Annotated in this window: 18 protein-coding genes and 1 pseudogene; 7 read left to right on the plus strand and 12 right to left on the minus strand. The window is 71.5% G+C overall.

The features are described from left to right. Positions 1–97 precede the first annotated feature (97 nt). The 5 genes and pseudogenes from nadC to AC59HU_RS07690 form a co-directional block, all read right to left on the minus strand. Positions 98–955 (minus strand): annotated as a pseudogene (gene nadC / locus AC59HU_RS07670) (carboxylating nicotinate-nucleotide diphosphorylase); the annotation flags it as partial. Next, complete coding sequence (nadB, locus tag AC59HU_RS07675) at positions 952–3,072, minus strand: L-aspartate oxidase (RefSeq protein ID WP_497222790.1); 2,121 nt, start codon at positions 3,070–3,072, stop codon at positions 952–954. The pseudogene nadC and the gene nadB, both read right to left, overlap by 4 nt. Next, a complete protein-coding gene (gene nadA, locus AC59HU_RS07680; protein WP_497222791.1) occupies positions 3,069–4,370 on the minus strand; it encodes a quinolinate synthase NadA in 1,302 nt (433 codons plus the stop codon). Before nadA ends, nadB begins: the two co-directional genes overlap by 4 nt. Before the next feature lie 73 nt (positions 4,371–4,443). Further along, positions 4,444–5,331, minus strand: coding sequence for an NUDIX hydrolase (locus tag AC59HU_RS07685; protein WP_497222792.1), 888 nt, complete (start codon positions 5,329–5,331; stop codon positions 4,444–4,446). 85 nt (positions 5,332–5,416) lie between these two features. Continuing rightward, positions 5,417–6,301: a hypothetical protein gene (locus AC59HU_RS07690; RefSeq protein ID WP_497222793.1), complete on the minus strand. Its 885-nt coding sequence runs from the start codon at positions 6,299–6,301 to the stop codon at positions 5,417–5,419. A 146-nt stretch (positions 6,302–6,447) separates the two neighbouring features. Here AC59HU_RS07690 and AC59HU_RS07695 point away from each other — a divergent pair, with 146 nt between their 5' ends. The 3 genes from AC59HU_RS07695 (at position 6,448) to AC59HU_RS07705 (ending at position 9,559) form a co-directional block, all read left to right on the plus strand. Beyond that, positions 6,448–7,245: an HAD-IIA family hydrolase gene (locus AC59HU_RS07695; protein ID WP_497222794.1), complete on the plus strand. Its 798-nt coding sequence runs from the start codon at positions 6,448–6,450 to the stop codon at positions 7,243–7,245. A gap of 321 nt (positions 7,246–7,566) precedes the next feature. After that, the gene (locus tag AC59HU_RS07700) at positions 7,567–8,856 is read left to right on the plus strand and encodes an LCP family protein (protein WP_497222795.1); all 1,290 of its coding nucleotides are present in this window, start codon (positions 7,567–7,569) and stop codon (positions 8,854–8,856) included. Between the two features lie 130 nt (positions 8,857–8,986). After that, a complete protein-coding gene (locus AC59HU_RS07705) occupies positions 8,987–9,559 on the plus strand; it encodes a DUF4190 domain-containing protein (RefSeq protein WP_497222796.1) in 573 nt (190 codons plus the stop codon). A gap of 35 nt (positions 9,560–9,594) precedes the next feature. Here AC59HU_RS07705 and AC59HU_RS07710 read toward each other — a convergent pair whose 3' ends face one another. From AC59HU_RS07710 to AC59HU_RS07730, 5 genes are all read right to left on the minus strand, one after another. After that, the gene (locus tag AC59HU_RS07710) at positions 9,595–11,541 is read right to left on the minus strand and encodes a DUF2207 family protein (RefSeq protein WP_497222797.1); all 1,947 of its coding nucleotides are present in this window, start codon (positions 11,539–11,541) and stop codon (positions 9,595–9,597) included. Between the two features lie 42 nt (positions 11,542–11,583). Beyond that, the gene (locus AC59HU_RS07715; RefSeq protein WP_497222798.1) at positions 11,584–12,195 is read right to left on the minus strand and encodes a septum formation family protein; all 612 of its coding nucleotides are present in this window, start codon (positions 12,193–12,195) and stop codon (positions 11,584–11,586) included. 185 nt (positions 12,196–12,380) lie between these two features. Beyond that, the gene (locus AC59HU_RS07720; RefSeq protein ID WP_497222799.1) at positions 12,381–12,890 is read right to left on the minus strand and encodes a hypothetical protein; all 510 of its coding nucleotides are present in this window, start codon (positions 12,888–12,890) and stop codon (positions 12,381–12,383) included. Between the two features lie 13 nt (positions 12,891–12,903). Beyond that, on the minus strand, positions 12,904–13,452 hold the full coding sequence (gene pyrE / locus AC59HU_RS07725) for an orotate phosphoribosyltransferase (protein WP_497222800.1): 549 nt from the start codon (positions 13,450–13,452) through the stop codon (positions 12,904–12,906). Positions 13,453–13,549: 97 nt separating this feature from the next. Beyond that, positions 13,550–15,820, minus strand: a complete 2,271-nt coding sequence (locus tag AC59HU_RS07730; RefSeq protein ID WP_497222801.1) for a YhjD/YihY/BrkB family envelope integrity protein — start codon at positions 15,818–15,820, stop codon at positions 13,550–13,552. Between the two features lie 54 nt (positions 15,821–15,874). Here AC59HU_RS07730 and AC59HU_RS07735 point away from each other — a divergent pair, with 54 nt between their 5' ends. Next, the gene (locus AC59HU_RS07735; protein WP_497222802.1) at positions 15,875–16,714 is read left to right on the plus strand and encodes an exodeoxyribonuclease III; all 840 of its coding nucleotides are present in this window, start codon (positions 15,875–15,877) and stop codon (positions 16,712–16,714) included. A gap of 19 nt (positions 16,715–16,733) precedes the next feature. Here the strand turns inward: AC59HU_RS07735 and AC59HU_RS07740 are convergent, their stop codons facing one another. Beyond that, positions 16,734–18,998 carry a cell wall-binding repeat-containing protein gene (locus AC59HU_RS07740; protein ID WP_497222803.1) on the minus strand — a complete coding sequence of 755 codons (2,265 nt, stop codon included), beginning with the start codon at positions 18,996–18,998 and terminating at the stop codon, positions 16,734–16,736. A gap of 118 nt (positions 18,999–19,116) precedes the next feature. Between AC59HU_RS07740 and AC59HU_RS07745 the strand changes: the two genes are divergently transcribed. Then, positions 19,117–21,141: an APC family permease gene (locus AC59HU_RS07745; protein ID WP_497222804.1), complete on the plus strand. Its 2,025-nt coding sequence runs from the start codon at positions 19,117–19,119 to the stop codon at positions 21,139–21,141. 98 nt (positions 21,142–21,239) lie between these two features. Continuing rightward, entirely contained in the window at positions 21,240–21,656 is a 417-nt protein-coding gene (gene trxA / locus AC59HU_RS07750; RefSeq protein ID WP_497222805.1) for a thioredoxin, read from the plus strand. A gap of 101 nt (positions 21,657–21,757) precedes the next feature. Here trxA and AC59HU_RS07755 read toward each other — a convergent pair whose 3' ends face one another. After that, positions 21,758–22,336, minus strand: coding sequence for an NAD(P)H-dependent oxidoreductase (locus AC59HU_RS07755; protein ID WP_497222806.1), 579 nt, complete (start codon positions 22,334–22,336; stop codon positions 21,758–21,760). A gap of 179 nt (positions 22,337–22,515) precedes the next feature. Between AC59HU_RS07755 and AC59HU_RS07760 the strand changes: the two genes are divergently transcribed. Further along, positions 22,516–23,130, plus strand: a complete 615-nt coding sequence (locus tag AC59HU_RS07760) for a TetR/AcrR family transcriptional regulator (protein WP_497222807.1) — start codon at positions 22,516–22,518, stop codon at positions 23,128–23,130. Positions 23,131–23,282 lie beyond the last annotated feature (152 nt).

Below are 23,282 nucleotides of genomic sequence, written 5' to 3' on the forward strand. Positions count from 1 at the left end.
CCGCAGCGGTTTCGGGCGCGGGAGCGCCGGCGGCGGGTGTCGAGGGAGCAGACATGGCGGCGGTCGAGGCGGCGCCCGCGGCGAGGGCAGCGGCCGCATCGAAGGCGACGTCGAGGCCGAGGTCGAGGGCGCGGACGCTGTGCGTCAGGGCCCCGACCGAGATGACGTCGACGCCCGTCTCGGCGATGGCTGCGACCGTGGCGAGGCCGACGCCGCCGCTGGCCTCGACGAGCGCCCGCCCGGCGACCTGCGCCACGCCCACCCGCAGGTCGGCGAGGCTGAAGTTGTCGAGCATGATCGTGTCGACCCCGGCCGCCAGCACCGGTTCGATCTGATCGAGGCGGTCGACCTCGACCTCCAGGTGGGTGGTGTGCGACATCCGCGAGCGCACGCCGCGGAGCGCCTCCGTCACGCCCCCGCCGTGCTGCGCGGCGAGCACCGCCAGGTGGTTGTCCTTCGCGAGCACCGCATCCGACAGCGAGAACCGGTGGTTGTGACCGCCGCCGTCGCGCACGGCCGCGCGTTCGAGCGCGCGGAGCCCCGGGGTGGTCTTCCGCGTGTCGACCACCCGCGCCGTGGTGTGGGCGACGGCGGCCACGTAGGCCGCGGTGAGGGTGGCGATGCCGCTCATCCGCTGGGTGAGGTTGAGGGCAACGCGCTCGGCGCGCAGCACTCCGCGCGCCGGCCCCGACACCCGCGCGAGCACCTGGCCGGCGCTGAACGACTCGCCGTCGGCGACGAGCATCGTGACGTGGATGCGCGGGTCGACCAGCCGCATCGCCGCCGCGAACACCGCGCCACCGCTGAACACGCCGGGCTCGCGGGCGTCGAGGCTGGCGTCGACCTGGGCGTCGGCGGGGATGAGCAGCTCGGAGGTGATGTCGCCCCATGGCGCGTCCTCGGCGAGCGCGCGGCTGACGACGTCGTCGATGATCGGGGTCGGGGTGGTGCTCATGCGCTGACCTTCGCTCGGGGGTGGTGGGGGTGCTGGTGTCGTTCGGGGTGCTCTGCGGCTGCGCCGGCCTGGGCCGGGGGTTCGGGATGCGACGGGAGCGTCGTCACACCTCGTGCGGTCGAAGGCGCCAGGACCGTCGTCCCACCCCGTCCGATCGACGGTGCCGGGACTGCTCCGAGCACGACGGCCGGGGCAGGGGCGGCGGCGGTCTCGACCGGAACCGGTACGAGGTGGTGGGCGAAGGCGGGGTCGACGACGGGGAAGTCCGCCCGGAAGTGCGCGCCCCTCGACTCCTCCCGCTCCAGCGCCGAAGCGACCACCGCCCGGGCGAGCACCAGGAGGTTCGCGTTCTCGAGCCGCTCGATCACGGCTGGCCCGGGCGCTGGGGTGGCGGTTCCGACCGGGATCGACGTGATCGTCGGGATCCGCCAGGTCGCAAGCCTCGCGGCGGCCTCGCGCAGGCCGGGCCCGTCGCGATGCACGCCTGCGGCGCGCCAGAGGAGTTCGTGGAGCTCGGCCCGCGTGGGCCCCTCGACCCCGGGTGCGGCGACCGCGGGTACGGCGACCGCGGGTACTTCTGTCGTCGACGCCGGTGCGGCCGGCCCGCCGCTGACCGGCACCCGGCGGAAGGCCGGTGCGTCGAAGTCGGGAAGTGCGGCGGGGCCGACCGCCGGCTCTCCCACCTGCCACGGATCCACATCTCGTGCCGGCGGGCGCCGCGCATCCACGACCGGCGCCGCCGGAGCCGGCGCATGCACAACCCGTGCCGCCTGACCCGGCGCATCCGCTTCTCGTGCCGCCGGGATCGGTGCATCCGCCTCCCGTGCCGCCGGGCTCGGCGCATCCGCCCGGACCGCGGAGGCCCGGATCGCCGCGGCCGCGCGGTGCGCGAAGACCACCGACTCGAGCAGCGAGTTCGAGGCCAGGCGGTTCGCGCCGTGCACCCCGGTGCAGGCGACCTCGCCGACCGCGACGAGTCCGGGAAGGGAGGTGCGGCCGTCGAGGTCGGTGGCGATGCCGCCCATCCAGTAGTGGGCGGCGGGGGCGACCGGGACGGGCTCGCGGGTCCAGTCGAAGCCGGCGGCCAGGGCGGCCGCGGTGATCGTGGGGAAGCGGCGCCGCAGCTCGTCGGCGCCGATCGCGGTCGCGTCGAGCACGACCGGCTGCCCGGTCTCGAGCATCTCGCGCGCGATCTCGCGGGCCACGACGTCGCGCGGCGCGAGCTCGGCGAGCGGGTGCCGCCCCACCATGAACCGCTCACCCCGCGCATTGCGGAGCACGGCCCCGTCGCCCCGCACCGCCTCGGACACCAGGAACGAACCCTCGACCGCCAACGCCGTCGGGTGGAACTGCACGAACTCCACGTCGGTGAGCACCGCCCCGGCGCGAAGGGCGGCGGCGGCTCCGTCGCCGGTGGTGACCGAGGGGTTGGTCGTGTGGGGGAAGAGCTGGCCGAGGCCGCCGGTGGCGAGCACGACGACGTCGGCCGCCCGCACCTCGCGGCGCCCCTCCCGCAGCAGCTCGACGCCGACCACCCGGCGAGGCGGCTCGCCCCCGGCAGTCAGGCCGGATGCGGTCGTCGGCTCGGTGACGAGGTCGACCAGGAAGGCGTGCTCGACGACGCGGATGCCCGCCGCCGCGACCGCACGCACGAGCGCCGACTCGACCTCGAACCCGGTGGCGTCGCCGCCGGCGTGCAGGATGCGGTGGAACGAGTGCGCCGCCTCCAGCCCCGCGTCGAAGTCGGGGAACCCGCCGCCGGCGAGCGGCGGAACCTCCGCACCCGGCTCGCGCAGGTCGAACTGCACGCCCCAGCGGATCAGGTCGCGGATACGGTCGGGGCCTTCGGTGCAGAGCACCTCGACCGCCCGCGGGTCGCACAGCCCGGCTCCGGCTGCCAGGGTGTCGGCGATGTGCGCCGCGAGGGTGTCTCCGGGCATCACTGCGGCCGCGATGCCGCCCTGGGCGTAGCGGGTGTTTCCGTCGGAGACGGCACCCTTCGTCACCACGGTCACCTCGACCTCGGGCCCGAGCGCCAGCGCCGTCACGAGCCCGGCGACCCCGCTCCCGACGACCACCACACGAAGCGGCCGACCCGCCGCATCCGCCCCACTCATGGCCGGGCCGCGAGCATCCGCTCGAGCGCGACGCGCGCGGGCGCCGCCACGTCCTCCGGCACCGTGATCCGGTTCAGCACCTCCCCGTCGACGAGCGCCTCGAGCACCCACGCCAGGTAGCCGGGGTGGATGCGATACATCGTCGAGCACGGGCAGATCACGTCGTCGAGGCAGAAGATCGTGTGCTGCGGGTACTCATTCGCGAGCCGCTGCACGAGGTTGATCTCGGTGCCGATCGCGAAGGTCGACCCGGGCGGCGCCGCGGCGATGGCCTTGACGATGAAGTCGGTCGATCCGGAGGAGTCGGCCGCATCCACGACCGGCATCGGGCACTCGGGGTGCACGATCACCCGCACGTCGAGGTGCTCCGCCCGCGCGCGCTCGATCTGCTCGACCGAGAAGCGCTTGTGCACCGAGCAGAAGCCGTGCCACAGGATGACCTGCGCGTCGACCAGCTGCTCGGGAGTCGAACCGCCGAGGGGCTTCCGCGGGTTCCACATCGGCATCCGCTCGAGCGGCACGCCCATCGCCTTCGCGGTGTTGCGGCCGAGGTGCTGGTCGGGGAAGAACAGCACCCGCTGCCCCCGCTCGAACGCCCAATCGAGCACCGTCGCCGCGTTCGACGAGGTGCACACGATCCCGCCGTTGCGCCCGCAGAACCCCTTGAGGTCGGCCGCGGAGTTCATGTAGGTCACCGGGATGACCGGCACCCGGCCGTCGGCGTCGGGCTCGGTGCCGTAGAGCTCGGTCAGCTCGGCCCAGGCCGCCTCGACCGAGTCGATGTCGGCCATGTCGGCCATCGAACAGCCCGCAGCGAGGTTCGGCAGGATGACGGACTGCGTCGGGCCGGCGAGGATGTCGGCCGTCTCGGCCATGAAGTGCACGCCGCAGAACACGATCGCCTCGGCGTCGGGCCGGGCCTTCGCCGCGTTCGCGAGCTGGAACGAGTCGCCCACGAAGTCGGCGTACTTCACCACCTCGTCGCGCTGGTAGAAGTGGCCCAGCACCACGACGCGGTCGCCGAGTTCGGCCCGGGCGGCGCGGATCCGCGCATCCAATTCGTCTTTCGAAGCGGTCGTGTACTGCTCCGGCAGCACGCCCTGGCGCGGGGTCGCGGCCGGGATGGGGTCGGCCATCGACGCACCCGGACCGTAGACGGGGGTCGGCAGGAGGTCGATCGTCCAGGGGCCGTCGGCGAGCTCGGGGGCGCAGACGGCTCCGGTCTGCCCTGGGGCGCTCGGGGTGCGGGCGGCGATGAGCTGGATCTCGGCGTCGACCGACAGGGGTGTCGCGGTCATGGGTGCGGCTTTCTCGGGGGGGGTGGGGGGGGAGGGAGTTGGGGTTGGTGGGGCGTCGGTGCCTGGGGGGCGCTCAGACGGTGGATGCGGGGCCGGTCGGCGCTTGGCTGGTGGGTGCGGAATCGGTCGGCGGGTGGCCGGTCGGGGCTTGGGCGATGGGTGCTTGACCGGCGGATGCGGGGCCGGTGGATGCGGGGCCGGGGGATGCGGGCCCCGGGCGCACGGCCGGCGCGAGCGGGCCGCGGTCGGCCTGGTCGACCGCGTTGTTGTAGCGATAGAGCTTCGGCGGCCGGTAACTGGTTCCCGTGACGCGCTTGCCGGTCGGCACGACCGCGTTCGAGGACTCGATCTGGCGGCGGAAGTTCGCCGGATCCAGGCTCCGCCCGAGCACCGCTTCGTGCACCTCGCGCAGCTCGGCCAGGGTGAAGGTGTCGCCGAGGAAGGCGTGGGCGATCCGGCTGTACTCGACCTTGTTGCGCAGCCGCCACAGCGCGTACTCGACGATCACGTCGTGATCGAAGGCGAGATCGGGCAGGTCGTCGACCGAGAACCAGGCGACGTTCGCATCCGGCCCGTCGCCGTTGGCCGAGGCCGCATGGCTAGCCTGATCGGCGTTCACCAGGGCCCAGTAGACGATTGAGACGACCCGGTCCTTCGCCCCGTCGGGCGAGCGGTCCAGGGTGCCGAAGGCGTAGAGCTGCTCGAGGTAGTTGGGCTCGAGCGCCGTCGTGGCGGCGAGCGTGCGGGCGGCCGAGGCCTCGAGATCCTCGTCGAGCTGCAGCGGGCCGCCGGGCAGCGCCCATTGTCCTTCATAGGGCGGGCGGATGCGGCGCACCAACGGCAGCCACAGCGACGGTCGCGGGGCGGCGACGTCGGGCACCTCGGGCCGGCCGGGCCGCAGCGCGAAGATCACGGTGGAGACCGCGAGGGCGATGCCCGGGGAGTCGTCGTGGGGGGTCATGACAGCCATCCTCTAAAGGTTGGACTGACTATAACCCCTTAAGGTCAGATGTACCCGAACTTTTTTCGGTGGCGGGGGCTGGCGGTCAGCACCCGGTTCCGTCGGCCATGCAGAGCGGATGCTCGGCGACCCACTTGTCCACGTTCGCCTTGGCGCTCTCCTCGAGCTCCTTCTTGACGGCGTCCCAGTCGACGGTCCAGATCAGCTCCGAAGAGCCGGAGCTGCTTCCGCCGCCCTCGCCCGACCCGCCCGATCCACCGCTCGAGGACTGGGCCGCGAGGCGGGCCTGCTCGTCGAACCAGGCCTGCTGCGACGCCTGCGCGGCGCGCGATTTGGCGACCAGTTCGCCGACCAGGCGCGCGGTGTCGGCGGTGGCCGTCGGGGTGTTCTGCTGCTCGACGACGGCGAGGTAGAGGGTGTCGCGCACACCCTGGTCGGCATTGAGCGTCTCGGCATTGAGCACGCGCGACGAGGTGGCGATGACGTGCACGCGGGCCGCGTCGAGGGCCTGGAGCACGGTTGACGAGTCGAGCGCGACGAGCTGGTTCCAGCCGCCGGGCGGGAGGGCGCGATCGCTCGGGGCGGGCGTGGCCGTGCCTGTCGCTCCGCCGGTGGCGGCAGTTCCGCCGGTGGCAGTCGTTCCGCCGGTGGAGGCGTCCGCCGCGGCGAGGTCGAGGTCGAGGCGGGTGACCGCATCCTCGAGGCCCACCTTCGACTCGGGCGAGGCGAAGCCGTCGAGCGAGGCGACCATGCCGTGCACGGCCGCGGCGAGCGCCACGGCGTTCTGGTCGGAGACGTAGGCGGGAACGGTCGGCGTCGGTGTCGGCGAAGCCGCTGCGGCCTCCGCGGCCGCCACCGGTTCCGCGGCGGGCGACTCCCCCGTCGCCGGAGCCGTGCATCCGCTCACCCCCAGCAGCAGTGCCACGAGCACCAGTCCTGCACCGATCGTCGTCGAAGCGCGCTTTTCCACAGTTCCCCCCTCGCGGGAGCCCCTCAGCATCCCCGTCGCCATCCTAGGAGACATGATCCGACCCCCAGTCACTCCGAAGACTCGGCCGACCGTCAGCGGTAGCCTGGAGCCACCCGCCGAGAGTCACCGCTCTGAAGGAGACGCACATGCCCCGCCGCGACGAGATCGAATGCTGGCTGACCGACATGGACGGCGTGCTCGTCCATGAGAACCACCCCATCCCCGGCGCCGCCGAGCTGCTGCAGCAGTGGCGAGACGAGGGCAAGCCCTACCTGGTGCTGACCAACAACTCCATCTTCACCCCGCGCGACCTCAGCGCCCGGCTCCGCGCGAGCGGGCTCGAGGTGCCCGAGGAGTTCATCTGGACGTCGGCGCTCGCGACCGCGGCGTTCCTCAAAGACCAGATGCCCGGCGGCAGCGCCTTCGTCATCGGCGAGGCGGGCATCACGACGGCCCTGCACGAGGCCGGCTTCATCATGACCGAGACGGCACCCGACTACGTGGTGATCGGCGAGACCCGTAACTACTCGTTCGAGGCGATCACCAAGGCGGTGCGGCTGATCGGTGCGGGGTCGCGGTTCATCGTGACGAATCCGGATGCGACGGGGCCGAGCGCCGAAGGCCCCCTGCCCGCGACGGGCGCGATCGCCGCGATGATCACGAAGGCCACGGGCAAGGAGCCCTACGTGGTCGGCAAGCCCAACCCGATGATGTTCCGCTCGGCGATGAACCGGATCGGTGCGCACTCCGAGAACACGGGCATGATCGGCGACCGGATGGACACGGATGTGGTGGCCGGCATCGAGGCGGGGCTGCACACCATCCTCGTGCTCACCGGCATCAGCGATCAGGCCGAGATCACGAAGTACCCGTTCCGACCCGACGAGGTCATCGACTCGGTGGCCGACCTGCTCGCACGCGAGCCGGTCGAGACCGAGCTGTAGCGCCGGGGGTCGGTCGGGCGCCGGCGGTAGCCGTCGCGGATCGTGGTGATCACGGTCGCGACGACGCCGATCAAGGACAGGGTTCCGAGGACGATCAGGAAAAGCATCATGGCAGTAACGCTACGAACCGCGACGTGATGCCACCAGTGGCCGCGATGCCGGTATTCGTCGATTTCCTGCCAGTTCGAGCATCCGCCCCCGCGACACCCCGTCGTCAACCCTGGGAGAAGCCCGCGGGCCCTGCTACGAGGGTCCGCTAGTATCGACCGGCAAAGCCGTTGCCCACTCCTCCCCGGGCGCTGAACCGAGAAGGACTCTCTTGTGAACGACAGCGATGTGCGCCCCCGGCGCCAGACCTCCGGGCCTGTGCGGCACGGTCGCCTGCACACCTCTTCTCCTGCGACCGCGGTCGTCAAGGGCCTCGCGGTGGTGCTCGCCGTCGCCCTGGTGAGTGCGGGCGCGGTGGCCGCCTACGCCGTGACGAGTGTGACCCAGCAGTTCAACGCGAACGCCGTCGACATCTCGAACGGTCAGGATGCGCCGGCTCCGCCGCCGTTCCTCAGCGCCTTCGAGGGCGGCTTCAACATGATGGTCATCGGCACCGACAACGACCCGAACCAGGGTGACAGCTTCGGCGAGCGCGACGCCACCCTCAACGACGTGAACATCCTGTTGCACGTCTCGGCCGATCACCAGAACGCCGTGGTGGTGAGCTTCCCGCGCGACCTGGTCATCCCGCATCCCGAGTGCGAAGATCCCTCGACCGGCGAGGTCTACGACTCGATGAGCGCGCAGCCGCTCAACGAGGCCTTCAGCCGAGGCGGGCTCGCCTGCGTCACGAAGACCGTTTCGAACCTCACCGGGCTGAACATCCAGTACGCAGCCGCGACCTCGTTCAACGGCGTGATCGAGATGACGAACGCGGTCGGCGGCGTGCCGGTGTGCCTGGTCGACGCGATCTCGGACACGGATTCCGGTCTCGACCTCCCCGCCGGAACGAGCGTGATCGAGGGTCAGATGGCCCTCGCGTTCCTCCGCAACCGGCACGGTGTCGGCGACGGTTCCGACCTGGCGCGCATCGCGTCGCAGCAGCAGTACCTCTCGTCGCTCATCCGCACGATGAAGAGCTCGAACACGCTGAGCGACCTCACGAAGCTCTACGGGCTGGCGACCGCGGCGGGGCAGAACATCCTGCCGTCGAAGTCGCTGGCCAGCCCGGATGCGATGGTGTCGCTGGCTCTCACGCTGAAAGACGTCGATCTGTCGAAGATCGTGTTCGTGCAGTACCCGGCGGCCAGCTCCTCGGCGTACCCCAACAAGGTCGTCCCGGTGATCGACACGGCCGACGCGCTGTTCGCGAAGGTCTTGGCCGACGAGCCCTTCGTCCTGCCGGAGGACTCGACCGGCACCGGCTCGACCGTCGTGGCCGACCCCTCGGCGCCGACCCCGGCCCCGACGGCGGATGCCGGAGCGGAGACACCGGCGACAGACTCTCCCGCCACCGACACCCCCGCCACGGATGCGCCGATCGCCGCCGCTCCCGAGGTCATCGACGGCCTGAAGGGCCAGACGGCGGCCGAGCAGACCTGCGCCAACCCCTTCACCGACTGACCCGTCCGGGCTGCGCCCCTCGGTCTGCCCGGGAGCGGGACCGCGGTCTGACGCGAAGATCATGCTGGGGTACCACGGGCTCATCCCGCGGTCCGATCCGGTGCATCCCGTCGCTTCGTAGCGTTGGATCATGACTTCAGACACCACCGCTCCCGAGAACCCCACCCCCGCCGCAACCACCGACGCCGCCTCGACCACCACCGTCATCCCGACGACCTCGGCCCCGACCGTCACGGCGCCCACCCTGGCCGCGCAGCCCACGTCCGCTGCGACGCCCGCGATGCCCACCGGCTCGTGGGCCGGCGGCTACGGCCAGCAGGCCGCGGACACGCGTCAGCCAGCAGCCGGCGGCTACGGCCAGCAGCCCGTCGATCCTCGACAGCCGACGTTCGCCGCCCCGCCGCAGCAGCCCACCGGCCCGAACCCGGGCGCCTCCGGCGCCGCGTACCTGCCGGTGCAGCCGCGCACCAACGTGCTCGGCATCCTCACCCTGGTCTTCGGCATCCTCGGCTTCGGCATCGTCCCCGTGGTCACCGGCCACATCGCGCTCGGCCAGATCAAGCGCACCGGCGAGGAGGGTCGCGGGCTCACGCTCGCCGGCCTGATCCTGGGTTACGTCACGGTCGCCGGCTGGCTCCTCGTCGCCCTGTTCTGGATCGGCGCCTTCGGCATCGCCATCTTCAGCCACAGCGTCGCCCGCTGACCGGCCCCCGCAACCGCCGCACGGGGGGGCCGGGCCTAGACGCCTCCGCCACCACCTCCGCCGCCGCCACCGCCCGAGAAGCCGCCGCCGCCCGAGAAGCCGCTCGAGCTGCTCGACGAGCTGCCCGAGTAGGCCGAGGCGGAGGTGGAGGACAGCGACGAGATCGCCGAGGCGAAGAGGTAGGCGTTGAACACGTCGCCGCCGCCGTACCAGTCGGGCCGGCTGCCGAGGCTCTCGTAATAGGTGCCGAGCACCTTCGCCCACTCCGACTCGAGATCGAGCAGCACCGCATAGGGCAGCAGCTTCTCGTAGAGCGTGACGACCTGACCCCAGTCCGGTGCGTTCACCCCCGTGCGCAGCGCCCCCTCCGGGCTCTGCAGCACGCGGAACCGGTCTTCCTCCGCCCACTTCAGGTACATCTCGATGCCCTCGATGTAGTCGCGCAGCTCGGCCCCCTTGGCGGTCAGCGGCGAGCGGAAGGCCGTCGCGAAGACGACGATCACCGCGACCACCGCGGGCAGCATCAGGCCCACCGGCAGGCCGCCCCCGAGCTCGGCGTCGGAGGACCGGGTGCCGGCGACGATCGAGACGACCGCCAGCACGAACACCGAGAGCAGGAGGATGGCCCCGGTTCCCCGGATGCCCGATTTGAGGTAGCCCTCCGCGAAGGCGCGCTTGCGGGTCGCCTGCAGCACGGCGTAGACCTGCTTCGCCAGAGCCGAGTCGTTCTTCTTCAGCTCCCGCACCGACCCGGCCTCCAGCCCGTCGCCGAACAGCGCCCGCGCGAGCGTCAACTCCCAGGGGTTGAGGCCCTGGGCGGTGAGCAGCCGCAGCACGTACACGGTCTTCGACGAGAAGACCCCCGGCTCCTCCTGCTCGACGATCTGGATGTTGTGCCGCACCGCGTAGTCGACGAAGGATGCGGCCGCCGCCCGGGTGGTTCGCTTGGTGACCACCGCGGCGATCAGCAGGTCGGCGTCGCGAGGCGGCGTGAACTCGGGCACGATCACGGGGCGACCCGGTGCATCCCGCAACCGCGTCACCCGGTAGACGATGGCGAGCACGGCGGTCGCCACCGCCAGCACGAGCGCGATCAGCTGCACCCAGCTCGAGGCGGCCGAGAGGTAGGAGGTGTCGGGCTCGGCGAAGGTGCCGGGTCGGAACGCGATGCCCACCGTCACGTTCTCGCCCGCGGCGAGGTCGGTGGCGCGCGTGCTGAACACCGCCGACCCCCCGGAGCCGTCGGCCCGGGTGATCTCGCACTGCGCGGTCGACCCCTCGGTGCCGACGAAGCAACCCGTGCTGCCGGTGAGCGCCCCGACGAGGGCGGGCGCGACCGTGGTCGTCGTGGTGTGGGTGGTGAAGGGCTGGCGCCAGAGCGTGCCGTTCGTGTCCCAGTAGAACTCGTCGTCGTCGGTGTTCTCGAAGTACGCGGTGACGTCGGTCTGCCGGTAGGTGAGCACATAGGTCTGCGCGCCGTGCACGTAGTCAGGATCGGCACTCGTCACGACCAGATTGCCGTCTTCGGTCTCGGTCGTGTACGGCCGCGCGGTGCCGTCGCCGTCGGTGACCGAGATCAGGGTGAGCTCGGTGGAATGCCCCTTGTAGCGCAACGGGATCGCCCGCTGGATGCCGTGGTTCTGATCGGAGTCGGGGAAGCGCGCCACGAAGGTCTCGACCGTCGTGAGCGTCGAACGGCCCTCGCCGTCGATGCCCAGGTCGTAGCGCCCGTCGAAGGAGTCGAACGTGAAGTCGTTTACGTCTCCCGGCGACTCGGCCAGCGCGACGACCGACCCGGCGAGGATGGGCGAGGCCGACCCGGATGCCGACGCAGTGGCCGCCACCGAAGCCCCAACCGGGGCCGCCGCGGCCGCACCCGCCCCGAACAGCCCGCCGACCCCCACCGCGCCACCCAGCACGAGGAGCCCGGCCACGACGCGCGCGATCGCGGAGCGGCTCCCGACACCCCTGGTTCGTCTCATGCCCTCACTCTAGCCAGGCGCACCGACATTGCAGAGGAATGCTCAGCCGACCGGCACCAGCGACGCCGCGAGCGGCTCGCCGGAGGTGCGGCTGAAGAAGCAGGAGTAGCGACGGTCGCCCGCGGACCAGGTCGCCGCATCCGCCGGGTAGGAGGCCTGCCACTGCAGGTCGGGCACCGCACCCGCGGCGTCGTAGGAGAGCGCGGCGGGTGCCGTGCAGAGCAGGTTGAGCCGCGAGACCAGCTCGGCCTCGCCCGGGTAGGCCGCAGCGGCATCCTCGGCGAGGAGGCCGGTCGAGACCAGCTGGGCCGTGTGGGCGGATGCGCAGTCGACGACCGTGAACTGCTGCTCCCACGGCGAGGTGAAGCCCGAGAGGCACTCGCCTCCGCCCAGCTCGTCCCACTCGTGCACCCCTGCCGCCGCGGGGCCGCTCGGCACCGCCGCTCCAGCCGGAGCAGCAGCCGCCGAATCCGGGGCGGTCGGATCCGCGGCGGTCGGAGCCGCTGACGGAGTCGGCTCCACCGTCGGTTCCGACGTCGGCGCCGTCGACACCAGCGAGCGCCCGGTCACCCCGCCCTGCCCGATCCGCATCCCCACGAAGAACAGCGCGACCACGACCGCGAGCCCGAGCACCGCCGCGACGATCACGAGCACACGGCGCGGCCCATGCCCGCCAGACCCGGCAGACCCGCCAGACCCGGCAGACCCGCCCGCCACGTCAGCTCGGCCGACAGGGCCCCCGGGGCCCGCGGGACCGTCCGGGGACCCGCCCCCGGAGTGTCGTCCCTGCTCGGCTGTCATCCGTCCAGTCTGCCTCACCACCCCGCGCCGTTCGACCGTCAGCGGCGCTTCTTCCAGCCCGTGACGCGGTCGAAACCACGGCCGTCGACCGGTGCCTCCGGGTCGATCGGCCGCACCGACGACCGCAGGGCTCCGCCGGTCCGTTCGGCGGCGAGCTCTGCGGCGAGGGCCACACGCTTCGCGACGAGTCCGACCGTCCCGGCGTCGCCGCGGAACCCCCAGACGGTGCTGCTCAGCAGCCGCGACCCACCCGGATGCACGGCCACCGCGACCGGGACCGCACACCGCGCGAACGGTCGGCGCACGCCCACGAGCGACAGCAGCGGCACCAGCTCGAGCAGGAACTCGTTGCGCGTGGAGGCCCGATCGTCGCCGATCTCGGCGTACCTCAGCGACCATTCACCGTGGGTGAACTCCTCGGGCGGGATCGCGAAACCCTGCTCGTGCAGGGCTCGCAGCATCGCATCCTGTGTCTCGCGCACGCCGAGCGGTGAGAGCAGCTCGTGCTGGCGCACCCGGCTACCGAGGGCGAAGGCGTGATCACTCACGACGGGGCCGCGGTCACTCGAGGCCGAGGTCCGCCAGGCCGATCGCGTAGTGGTACGGGTACCCCGCCTCTTCGATGCGCTCCCCCGCGCCGGTGCCCCGGTCGACGACGACCGCGACGGCCACGACGATCGCCCCGGCCTTCTCCAGCGCGGCGATCGCGGCCAGCGGCGAGCCGCCGGTGGTCGAGGTGTCTTCGAGCACGACGACGCGCTTGCCCGCGACGTCCGGACCCTCGACCTGGCGGCCACGACCGTGGTCCTTCGGCTCCTTGCGCACCACGAAGGCGTCGTAGGCGAGACCCTGGGCGGCGCCCTGGTGCAGCACGGCGGAGGCGATCGGGTCGGCGCCCATCGTCAGCCCGCCCACCGCATCCACGTTCTTGATGCCCGAGATCACGTCGAGCATGACGCGGCCGATCAGCGGGGCGACCCGGTGGTCGAGCGAGACCTTCCGGAGGTCGACGTAGTACGACGCCTTCTTGCCGCTCGTGAGGGTGAAATCGCCGTGGAAGACGGCATCGGACTTGATGTACTCGATGAGTTGGCTGCGCGCGTCGGTCACGCGCCGAGTCTACCGGCGGCCACCGTCACGGCCGGCGAGGGGCGTGGCTCCAAGGCGGTCGCACCCAGCGAGCAGGGTCACCGCTCGGCGACCTCCGTCACTCCCCTGCGTCCAAGAAGTCCTGCAGCGACTCCGCCCGGCGCCCGGTCAGCTTCTCGACGTCGTCGCCGACCCAGGCCAGCTCGCCCGACGCGATGGCCGTGTAGGTGCTGACCCACGCATCCACCTGCCACCCGGGAGCGCCGTAGTGCGCGCGGGAGGCGTAGGCCTCCTCGAGCGTCTCGTCGACGAAGGTGATCGGGCCGCGGCGCCCGTCGGCACTCAGCACGCCGGCCACCTCGACGAGGCTCATGGCCTCGGGGCCGGTGAGGTCGTAGGTCGCGCCCCGGTGCGTCGCCGGGTCGCGCAGGAGGTCGAGCAGCACGGCCGTGGCCGACCGGGCCACGTCGGCCCGGGTCACCGAGGCGAGCCGCCCGTCGCCTGCGGGCCCGCGGATCACGCCGTCCTCGTCTGCCAGCATCGGCAGGAAATCGGTGTAGAGGTTGTCGCGCAGGAAGGTGAACCCCATGCCCGAGGCGCGGATCGCCTGCTCGGTGGCGAAGTGGTCGCGCCCGAGCGTGAAGACCGAGTCGGGCGCCGCCGCGAGGAACGACGTGTAGACGACGTGCTTCACGCCCGCCGCGGCGGCTGCGGCGATGAAGGCGCGGTGCTCGCCCACCCTGTCTTCGTTCTCGGCGGCCGACACCATGAACAGCAGCTCGACCCCCTCGAGGGCGCGGCGGGCGGCCTCCGAGTCCGAGTACTCCGCCACGGCGACCTCGACGCGGGGAGTCGAGCCGTCCTGGGCGTCGCCGAGCTCGGGCGCGCGGGTCGCGTCGCGCACGATCAGGCGCAGCGGGATCCCGGCGTCCGACAGCATCCGGGCCACGCGGCCGCCGACCGCACCGGTCGAGCCGGTCACGGCGACGGGGGTGGATGCGGCGGGCGCGGATGCGGGACGGGCGCCGGCATCGGGCGTGCTGCCGGGCGCCGCGCCGAGGCCGGCTGCGGGCGTCGGGCCGCTGGTCTGGTTCTCGCTCATGCCCCGATCATCCCCCGTTCCCGCGGTCCCGCGCATCGGACGAACGGCGGAAGCCCGCATCCACCCCGGCCCCCGCATCCGCCTCGAGCCCGGCCCCGCCCCCGCACCCGCACCCGCACCCGCACCCGCACCCGCCAGCGTCGCCAACTCCTCCCGCGCCGCATCCCGCCGCCACTTCGCCGCAGGTCGCCGGAAGAACGATGCCGTGCGGTACTCCTCCTCCGCCGAGCGCAGTCGCACCTCCGCCGCCAGGAGCAGGGCGTCACGCTCGAGGGCGGCGCGCTCGGCGACGGTGGGTTCGTAGAGGCGCTCGTTCCTGTCCTCGGCCGCGACGGCGATCCAGGATGCGGCGACCAGCGTCACGACGCTGGTGATCCTGAACCAGAGCAGCAACGCGATGAACACGACGAAGGTCGACAGCAGCGGGTTCTGGGTCGCGCCGTCGAGCAGCCTGCTGCCGAGCACCTGGAGGAGGAGGTGGCCCGCGCCGCCCAGCAGCGACCCGACCGCCATCCGTCGCAGCGTCAGCCGGGCACCGGCGAGGAAGCGGAACATCACCATCAGCGAACCGACATCGATCGCGAAGACCACGAGGAGGCTGATGCCGGTGCCGAGCGCGCGGGTCCAGTCGTGCGAGGTGATGCCGACGATCGAGAGCAACCAGTCGATCGCCGAGGTGCTGAGCACGCTGAGCGCCGCCGCCGCGAAGAGCACGACGCCCAGCAGCAGCGAGACCACCAGGTCGCGGGCCTTGAGCAGGAGGTAGGCGCGGCGGTCGCGCGGCATGCCGAAGATGGTGCGCACGGCGATGCGGGAGTAGGTGATCCAGCCGATGGCCGTCCAGATCAGCACCAGGAGGGCGGCGATGCCGGTGATCGTCAGCAGGGACCCGCTCGACTCGGTGACCCGGCGCAGGTCGTCGTCGGTGATGATGCCGTGCTCGCCGATCAGGCTCGGGACGTAGGTGTTGATCAGGCGCACCAGGGCATCCCTCGTCTCGCGCGAGCCGGTCAGCCAGATGCCGCCGGACGCGAACACGATGTAGACCGCCGCGAAGACCGCGAACAGCGCCTGGTAGCTCATGCCCGAGCTCAGGATGAAGCCGTTCCCGGCCAGGAACCGCCGCCAGACCCGGGTCGGGAACAGGGCCAGGGTCTGCTGCGTGAGGTTCGTGACCCGGGCGATCGGCTCGTCGAAACGGTCCTGGATGCGCTGCTCCAGCCGATCGCGGCGGTCGCGCAGGTTCCGCTGCTCGGTCGGCCGCGCCCCCTGCTCGCCGTCCGCCATGCGGCCAGCCTAGTGACGCGGATGCGCCCGCTTCGCCCGTTGTAGCGTGGGACCATGCGTGTTGCCACCTGGAACGTGAACTCCATCCGTGCTCGAGTGGGCCGGGTCGTCGACTGGCTGGTGCGGGAGGACGTCGACGTGCTCGCCATGCAGGAGATCAAGTGCAAGGAGTCGCAGTTCCCGTTCGAGGCCTTCCACGAAGCCGGCTACGAGGTCGTGCTGCACGGGCTCAACCAATGGAACGGCGTCGCGTTCGCCAGCCGCCTGCCGATGCACGAGGTGACGAACACGTTCAGCGGGATGCCCGGGTTCGGCAAGGCACTGGAGGACGGCTCCCTGCCGCAGGAGGCCCGTGCGCTCGGGGTCACGGTCGACGGGGTGCGGCTCTGGAGCCTGTACGTGCCGAACGGCCGCGCGCTCGACGACCCGCACTACACCTACAAGCTCGCCTGGCTGCACGAGCTCGCGGAGCAGACCCGATCGTGGATCGCCGCCGACCCGTCGCAGCCGCTGGCGCTGATGGGCGATTGGAACATCGCCCCGCTCGACAGCGACGTCTGGGACATCAGGGTCTTCGACGGCTCCACGCACGTCTCGGCCCCCGAGCGCGCGGCCTTCGCCGAGTTCGAGGCCCTCGGCCTGACCGATGTCGTGCGGCCGCTCGTGCCCACCGGCTACACCTACTGGGACTACAAGCAGCTGCGCTTCCCGCGCAACGAGGGCATGCGAATCGACTTCGTCATGGGATCCCCCGCCTTCGCCGACCTCGTCTCCGCGGCGCGGATCGACCGCGACGAGCGCAAGGGCGACGCCCCCTCCGACCACGTGCCGGTGGTGGTCGACCTCGACCTCGACGCGGGCGACGACGACGACCGCCCCATGATCTTCGGCTGACCGCCCGCCCGCGGCGACCCTACCGCGCGAGATAGGCGTCGAGAGCGGCCACCACCCCGTCGGAGACGGTGTTCGGGCCCCCGAGCACCACGATGTGAGTCGGCTTCAGGCGGGTCAGCTCGGCCTGCACCTCGGCCGGGATACCCGTCGGCGTGACCAGCAGAACGGGTGCCCCGTTCGCGATCGCCGCCGCCGAGCCGGCCAGGGCATCGGGGAAGACGGCTCCGGATGCGACGTACACGGTCGCGCTCCCGGTCGGCCAGCCCGCGGCTGAGACCACCGCTGACCCGGCGTACCGGTCGGCACCGGCCAGCCGGCTCGTGTCCGTCGTGTACGACCCGAGCTGCGCGACTACGGCATCCGACACCGTGTTCACCCCGCCCAGCACCACGATCCGCCCGGGATGCAGCCGCGACAGCTCGGCCTTCACCGCATCCGAGATCCCGTCGCGGCTGACCAGCAGCACCGGTCCCTTCTCTTTGCCGGCCGCGGCCGACCCGGCCAGCGCATCCGGGAACACCGCGCCCGACGCCACGTAAGCCACCGGCAGACGCGACGGGAAGATCTGGCGGGAGACCTCCGCGGAGCCCTCGAACCTGTCCGCCCCGGCGTAACGCCAGACAGTCGGGCTGTAGGCCGCCAAGGCCGTCTCTGTCGAAGCACTGATCGTGTTCGGGCCCCCCAGGATGACGATCCGACCCGGCCGCAGCCTGCTCAGTTCCGCGCCCACCGAAGCCGGCACCGCATCCTTCGTCACCAGCAGCACCGGCGCACCCTGGAACCCGGCGGCCGCCGACCCGGACAGCGCGTCGGGGAAATCCGCACCCGAAGCGACGTACGCGATGGGCACACCCGGGTCGAAGGCACTCGCCGAGACCGCCGCCGAGCCGGCGTACCGGTCGACCCCGCTGACTCGCTCGACGCTCGGCGCGCGCACCGACCGCAGGTAGATCGAGCGGTTGCCGCCGGGGATGTCGGTCAGTTCCTGTGCCCCGGTGGAGAAGGCGACGGCAGACCCGTCAGCCGACATCGTCGGGTCGAAGGCGAAGAGCTCGCCACCCCGGGTGGCGTCGGCCCGGGTGACGCTGACCATCGAGGTCGTGCCGCGCACCCGGTCTCGATAGTAGATCTGCGCGAAACCGCGGGCGTCAGCGGTCGTGAGGTTCGTCGCCTCCGACACGAACGCGACCCGGAGCCCGTCGGTGGAGATCGACGCGCGGGACGACGCACGATCGCCCGGCGTCGCACCACCCGTTGCCGCACTCACGAGTTGCGACGACGAGACCGAGAGTTCTCGGGCGTAGACCTGCGTGCTGCCGGGAGGGATGGGCGCTCCGGACCCGAGGTTCTGGGCGTTGGACTGGTAGGCGATCACGCCGCCGTCTCCCGACACGCTCGGGAAGTACGACGAGTTTCCACCCCCGATCGGTGACCCTGCCGCCTGGCTGACGAGCAGGGTGCGCCCGTCGAGACGGTGGGCGAAGACCTGCGAGGTGCCCTCGGGGATCAGGTCGGCGCTGAGATTGGTCGCGAGGGTGTCGAACGCCACCGTGCGCCCGTCGGCCGAGATCGCCGGATGCTCGCTTCGATCGTTGCCGGCGAGGGGAACGGGGAAGACCGAGGCATCCTGCACGCTCGTCAGCGCGATCACCGGCACGCCGGCCGTGAGGTCGGCGACGTAGATCTGCATGAGCCCCGGAGTCACCCCCGGCACGAGGTCGTACGAGGTCGACTGGAACGCGACCATGGAGCCGTCGGCCGAGATGCTGGGGTTCAGCGAGTCGCCGGCACCGCCCGCCATGAAGGCCGGGTTGACGGTCGCCAACCGCGTGCCACCCCCGGGCGCCAGATCGCGGACGAAGATCTGCCGGGTCGTGCCGACGTAGATGTCCTCGAGGTTGTTCGACGAGGACGAGTAGGCCACGAACCGGCCGTCGGCCGAAATCGACGGGGTGAACGCCCCCGCATCGGCCGGCATGGCGCCGTCACGCGCCGCACTCACCAGACGGATCGTGCCCGCCTTCAGATCGCGCACGTAGATCTGCGAGATCTCGGAGACCCCACCACCGAGGTTGGTGGCGGTCGACTCGAACGCGACGTAGCGCCCGTCGGCGGACACCGCCGGCGCTCGCGACTCGCGATCCGCCACCTCCCCCGCGGCGTTCAGACTCACCCGCACGGTCGTGCCCGGCCCGGGCATCACGGCCGCGGCCGGGAGCGCCGCCAGCCCGAGACCTCCGACCGTGAGCGCGAGGACGACCCCGCCGATCATCGTCGATCGCATCCGTCGCTTCATGATACCCGCCCTTCATGATGATTCCTCTTCTTTCACTGACGATACCTCATAACACCGACACTGCGCGGGAAACCTTGACGTCGGCGGATGCGTGTATAGATGGAGCATGTCCTCTCCGACGGTCGGCGCCGGGTCGCCGCTGACGCCCGGCCAACCCTGGCCCGACGCACCCCCGAAGCGCTCGCGCCTGCGCACCTGGCTGACCGACGGGCTGACCGACAACAGCGGCCGGCATCCCGGCCCCGGCGCCGTGAAGCCCGAGAAGACGCACTCCTGGTGGCGCGTGATGTGCCTCACGGGTGTCGACTACTTCTCCACCCTCGGCTACCAGCCGGCCATCGCCGCCCTCGCAGCGGGCCTGATCTCGCCGTTCGCGACCATCGTGCTCGTGCTGCTGACCCTGCTCGGCGCCCTGCCGGTCTACCGCCGGGTGGCCCGCGAGAGCTACCGCGGCGAGGGTTCGATCGCCATGCTCGAGAAGCTGCTGCCCTGGTGGGGCGGCAAGCTCGTCGTGCTCGTGCTGCTCGGCTTCGCGGCCACCGACTTCATGATCACCATCACCCTCAGTGCGGCGGATGCGACGGCGCACGCCATCGAGAACCCCTTCGCCCCGAGCTGGTTCGAGGGCAACCAGGTGATCATCACGCTCGTGCTGATCGCCGCGCTCTCGGTCGTCTTCCTCCGGGGCTTCAAGGAGGCCATCAACATCGCGGTCGTTCTGGTCGCGGTGTTCCTGCTGCTGAACGCGATCGTCGTGGTCGTGAGCATCGCGCACGTCGCCGAGAACACCGTCGTGATCGATGACTGGTGGACGGCGTTGACCGCGATGCACGGCAATCCGCTCGTCGTCGTCGGCATCGCCCTGATCGCCTTCCCGAAGCTCGCGCTCGGCCTCTCCGGCTTCGAGACCGGGGTCGCGGTGATGCCGCAGATCACCTCCGATCCCGCGAAGAAAGGCCCCGCGAAGGGCGAGTCCGTCGACGGGAAGGGCGTCCCGGTCGGCCGCATCCGCGGGGCGAAGCGGCTGCTCACGACGGCCGCCGTCATCATGTCGGCGTTCCTGATCACCTCGAGCCTCGCGACCACGCTGCTGATCCCGCAGTCCGAGTTCCAGTCCGGCGGCCCCGCGAACGGCCGTGCCCTGGCCTATCTCGCGCACAAGTTCCTCGGGGACGGCTTCGGCACCGCGTACGACATCGCCACCATCGCGATCCTCTGGTTCGCCGGCGCCTCCGCCCTGGCCGGCCTGCTCAACCTGGTGCCCCGCTACCTGCCCCGGTACGGCATGGCTCCGCACTGGGCCGGCGCGGTCCGCCCGCTCGTGCTGGTGTTCACCGCGATCGCGGTCATCATCACCCTGGTCTTCCAGGCGAACGTGGATGCACAGGCCGGCGCCTACGCGACGGGCGTGCTGGTGCTCATCACCTCCGCATCCGTCGCGGTGACACTCTCGGCGGCGCGCAAGAAGCAGAAGGGTGCGACGATCGCCTTCGCCGTCGTCGCCGTGGTCTTCCTGTACACGACTGTGGCCAACGTGATCGAACGACCGGATGGTGTGCGCATCGCCGCCCTGTTCATCCTGGGCATCATCGTCGTCTCGATCGTCTCGCGCGTGAACCGCTCGTTCCAGCTGCGGGCCACCTCGGTGACGCTCGACGCGCAGGCCCTCGACTTCGTGCTGACGGATGCGGAGGAGTTCGACTCGGTGCGGATCATCGCGAACGAGGCCGACGACGGCTCAGCCGAGGAGTACCGGCAGAAGGTCGCCGAGGAGCGGCGCGACAGCGGGATCCCGCTCCGCACGCCGGTCATCTTCCTCGAGGTCTACCCCTCCGACTCGTCCGACTTCGAGGAGGACCTCGTCGTCGAGGGCGTGGCCGTGCACGGCTACCGGGTGCTCCGGGTGACCAGCGGCAACATCCCGAACACGATCGCGGCCGTGCTGCTGGAGATCCGTGACCTGACCGGGGTCGTGCCGGGCATCTACTTCGAGTGGACCGAGGGCAGCCCGATCTCGAACATGTTCAAGTTCCTGGTCACCGGGACGGGTGAGGTCGCACCCGTGACGCGCGAGGTGCTGCGGCGGGCGGAGAAGGATCGACGGCGCCGGCCGGACGTGCACGTCAGCTGAGGTGCCCGCCGCCTGAGGTGCCCGCCACCTGAGGCGTTCGCCACCTGAATGCGGGCTGAGGGTGGGAATCCTCGGGGCGCTGTGGCGTTAATGGAGGTATGTCCACGAAGACTCTCACCATTGACAACCACGACGAGACCGTCGCCGACGGCATCGTCCTGATCGACTTCTGGGCCGACTGGTGCGGCCCGTGCAAGCAGTTCGCCCCGGTGTTCGAGAAGGCCTCCGACGAGCACGGCGACATCACCTTCGCCAAGGTCGACACGGAGGACCAGCAGCAGTTGGCCGCGTCGTACGGCATCACCTCGATCCCGACCCTGGTCGGCTACCGCGACGGCATCCCGATCTTCGCCCAGCCCGGCGCCCTGCCCGGCCAGGTGCTGGAGGACGTGATCTCGCAGGTGCGCGCCCTCGACATGGAGGCCGTGAAGAAGGATTACGCGGAGGCCGTCGCCAAGCAGCAGGCCGTCGCCGAGCAGCAGCAGCCGTCTGACGAGGCTCAGGCTCAGGCCTAGTCCCGGCTCGGGCCTCGGCCGCGCTCAGGCGCATGCCTCACCCGGAGGTACAGAAAGGGCGCCCACTTCGGTGGGCGCCCTTTCTGCATGCGTGGGCCGGATCAGGCGGCCTGCTGCTCCGAGTCGAGGCGGTCGAGCGCCTCGGCGAACTCGGCGAGGAACGCGGTCAGCTGCTCGCGGATCTCGGCGTCCTCCTTGGGGTGCGTCTCCGCGAAGCGCACCATCGAGTTGGGCACCGCGACCGTGGTCGACTCGATCACGGTGGCGCCGGCGATGCCGTAGGCCTTGCGCGCCTCGTCCTGGGCCCAGATGCCGCCGAACTGGGCGAACGAGGTGCCGATGACGGCGACGGGCTTGGCCGAGATCGAGCTCGAGCCGAACGGGCGCGACGACCAGTCGATCGCGTTCTTGAGGTTCGCGGGCAGCGTGCCGTTGTGCTCGGGGGTGACGACCAGCACGGCGTCGGCGTCGGCGATCGCCTGACGGTAGGCGACGACCGACTCGGGCAGCGAGCCCTCGACGTCGACGTCCTCGTTGTAGAGCGGGAGCTCGGAGTGTCCGCCGTAGAGCGAGAGCGCGAGGCCCTCGGGGGCGAGTTCGGCAGCGGCCTCGGCGAGCTGGCGGTTGGTCGAGCCGGAGCGCAGGCTCCCGACGAGCACGAGCACGTTCTTCTCGGTCATGGTTCTCCTTCTGAGGATGAGGGTGCGGATGCGAGGATGGGCCTCGGTCACAACGGTTTAACCGGACTGTGGTCCGCTTATTCCCGATCGTGGTCGTGGATCTCGACTGCGCCGCCGGTGCGGCCCAGCCCTCTCGGCCTCGGCCGCTCGGGCCCGACCCCGCGTGGTACTGTCCGTGCATGGACCGGCCCGGCCTCAGCCCCCTCGTGCCGCTCCTCGGCCCGCCGCCCGAGGCGCTCACCCCCGAGCGGGCCGATGCCGCGCGCAACCGGGCCCGCATCCTCGACACGGCCCGCCGCATCCTCGACGAGCACGGCCCGGAAGCACTCACGATGGACCGCCTCGCGGCCGAGTGCGGCGTGGGCAAGGGCACGATCTTCCGGCGGTTCGGCTCGCGCGCTGGGTTGTTCGAGGCGCTGCTGGACGAGTCGGAGCGGGCGTTCCAGCTGCGATTCCTCAGCGGACCGCCGCCGCTCGGCCCCGGTGCGCCGCCCGTCGAGCGACTGGTCGCGTTCGGCCGGGAGCGCCTCGAGACCTACTCGATCGTGGCCGACGTGATGCGGGCCGCGGAACGCCCGGTCACCGAGCGGGCCGCCATCCCCGCCCGTCGGGTCGTCGAGGTGCACATCGCCCTGCTGGTGCGCGAGGCCGGGTACCCGGCCGACGTCCCGGTGCTCGCGTTCAACCTGATGGCCGTGCTGGATGCGATCGTACGGCTGCCGAGCGCCGAGATCGCTCGGATGCTGCCCCGACTCTCCGACGGCTGGGAGGAGCTGGTGCGCCGGGTGCTGTGACGGCGCGTCCGCCGCGCCGGCTGCGTGCGCGCGCCGCGTCGGTGCGTGCGAGGCGCCGGACGCGTGAGCCGCGCCGGATGCGTGCGCTGCGCCGGGTTCTGTGACCCGGGTGTGCCACGCCGGCGCACGGCCGCGTCGGATGCGGTGGCTCG

It is taken from the genome of Herbiconiux sp. 320_LB (assembly GCF_059691755.1).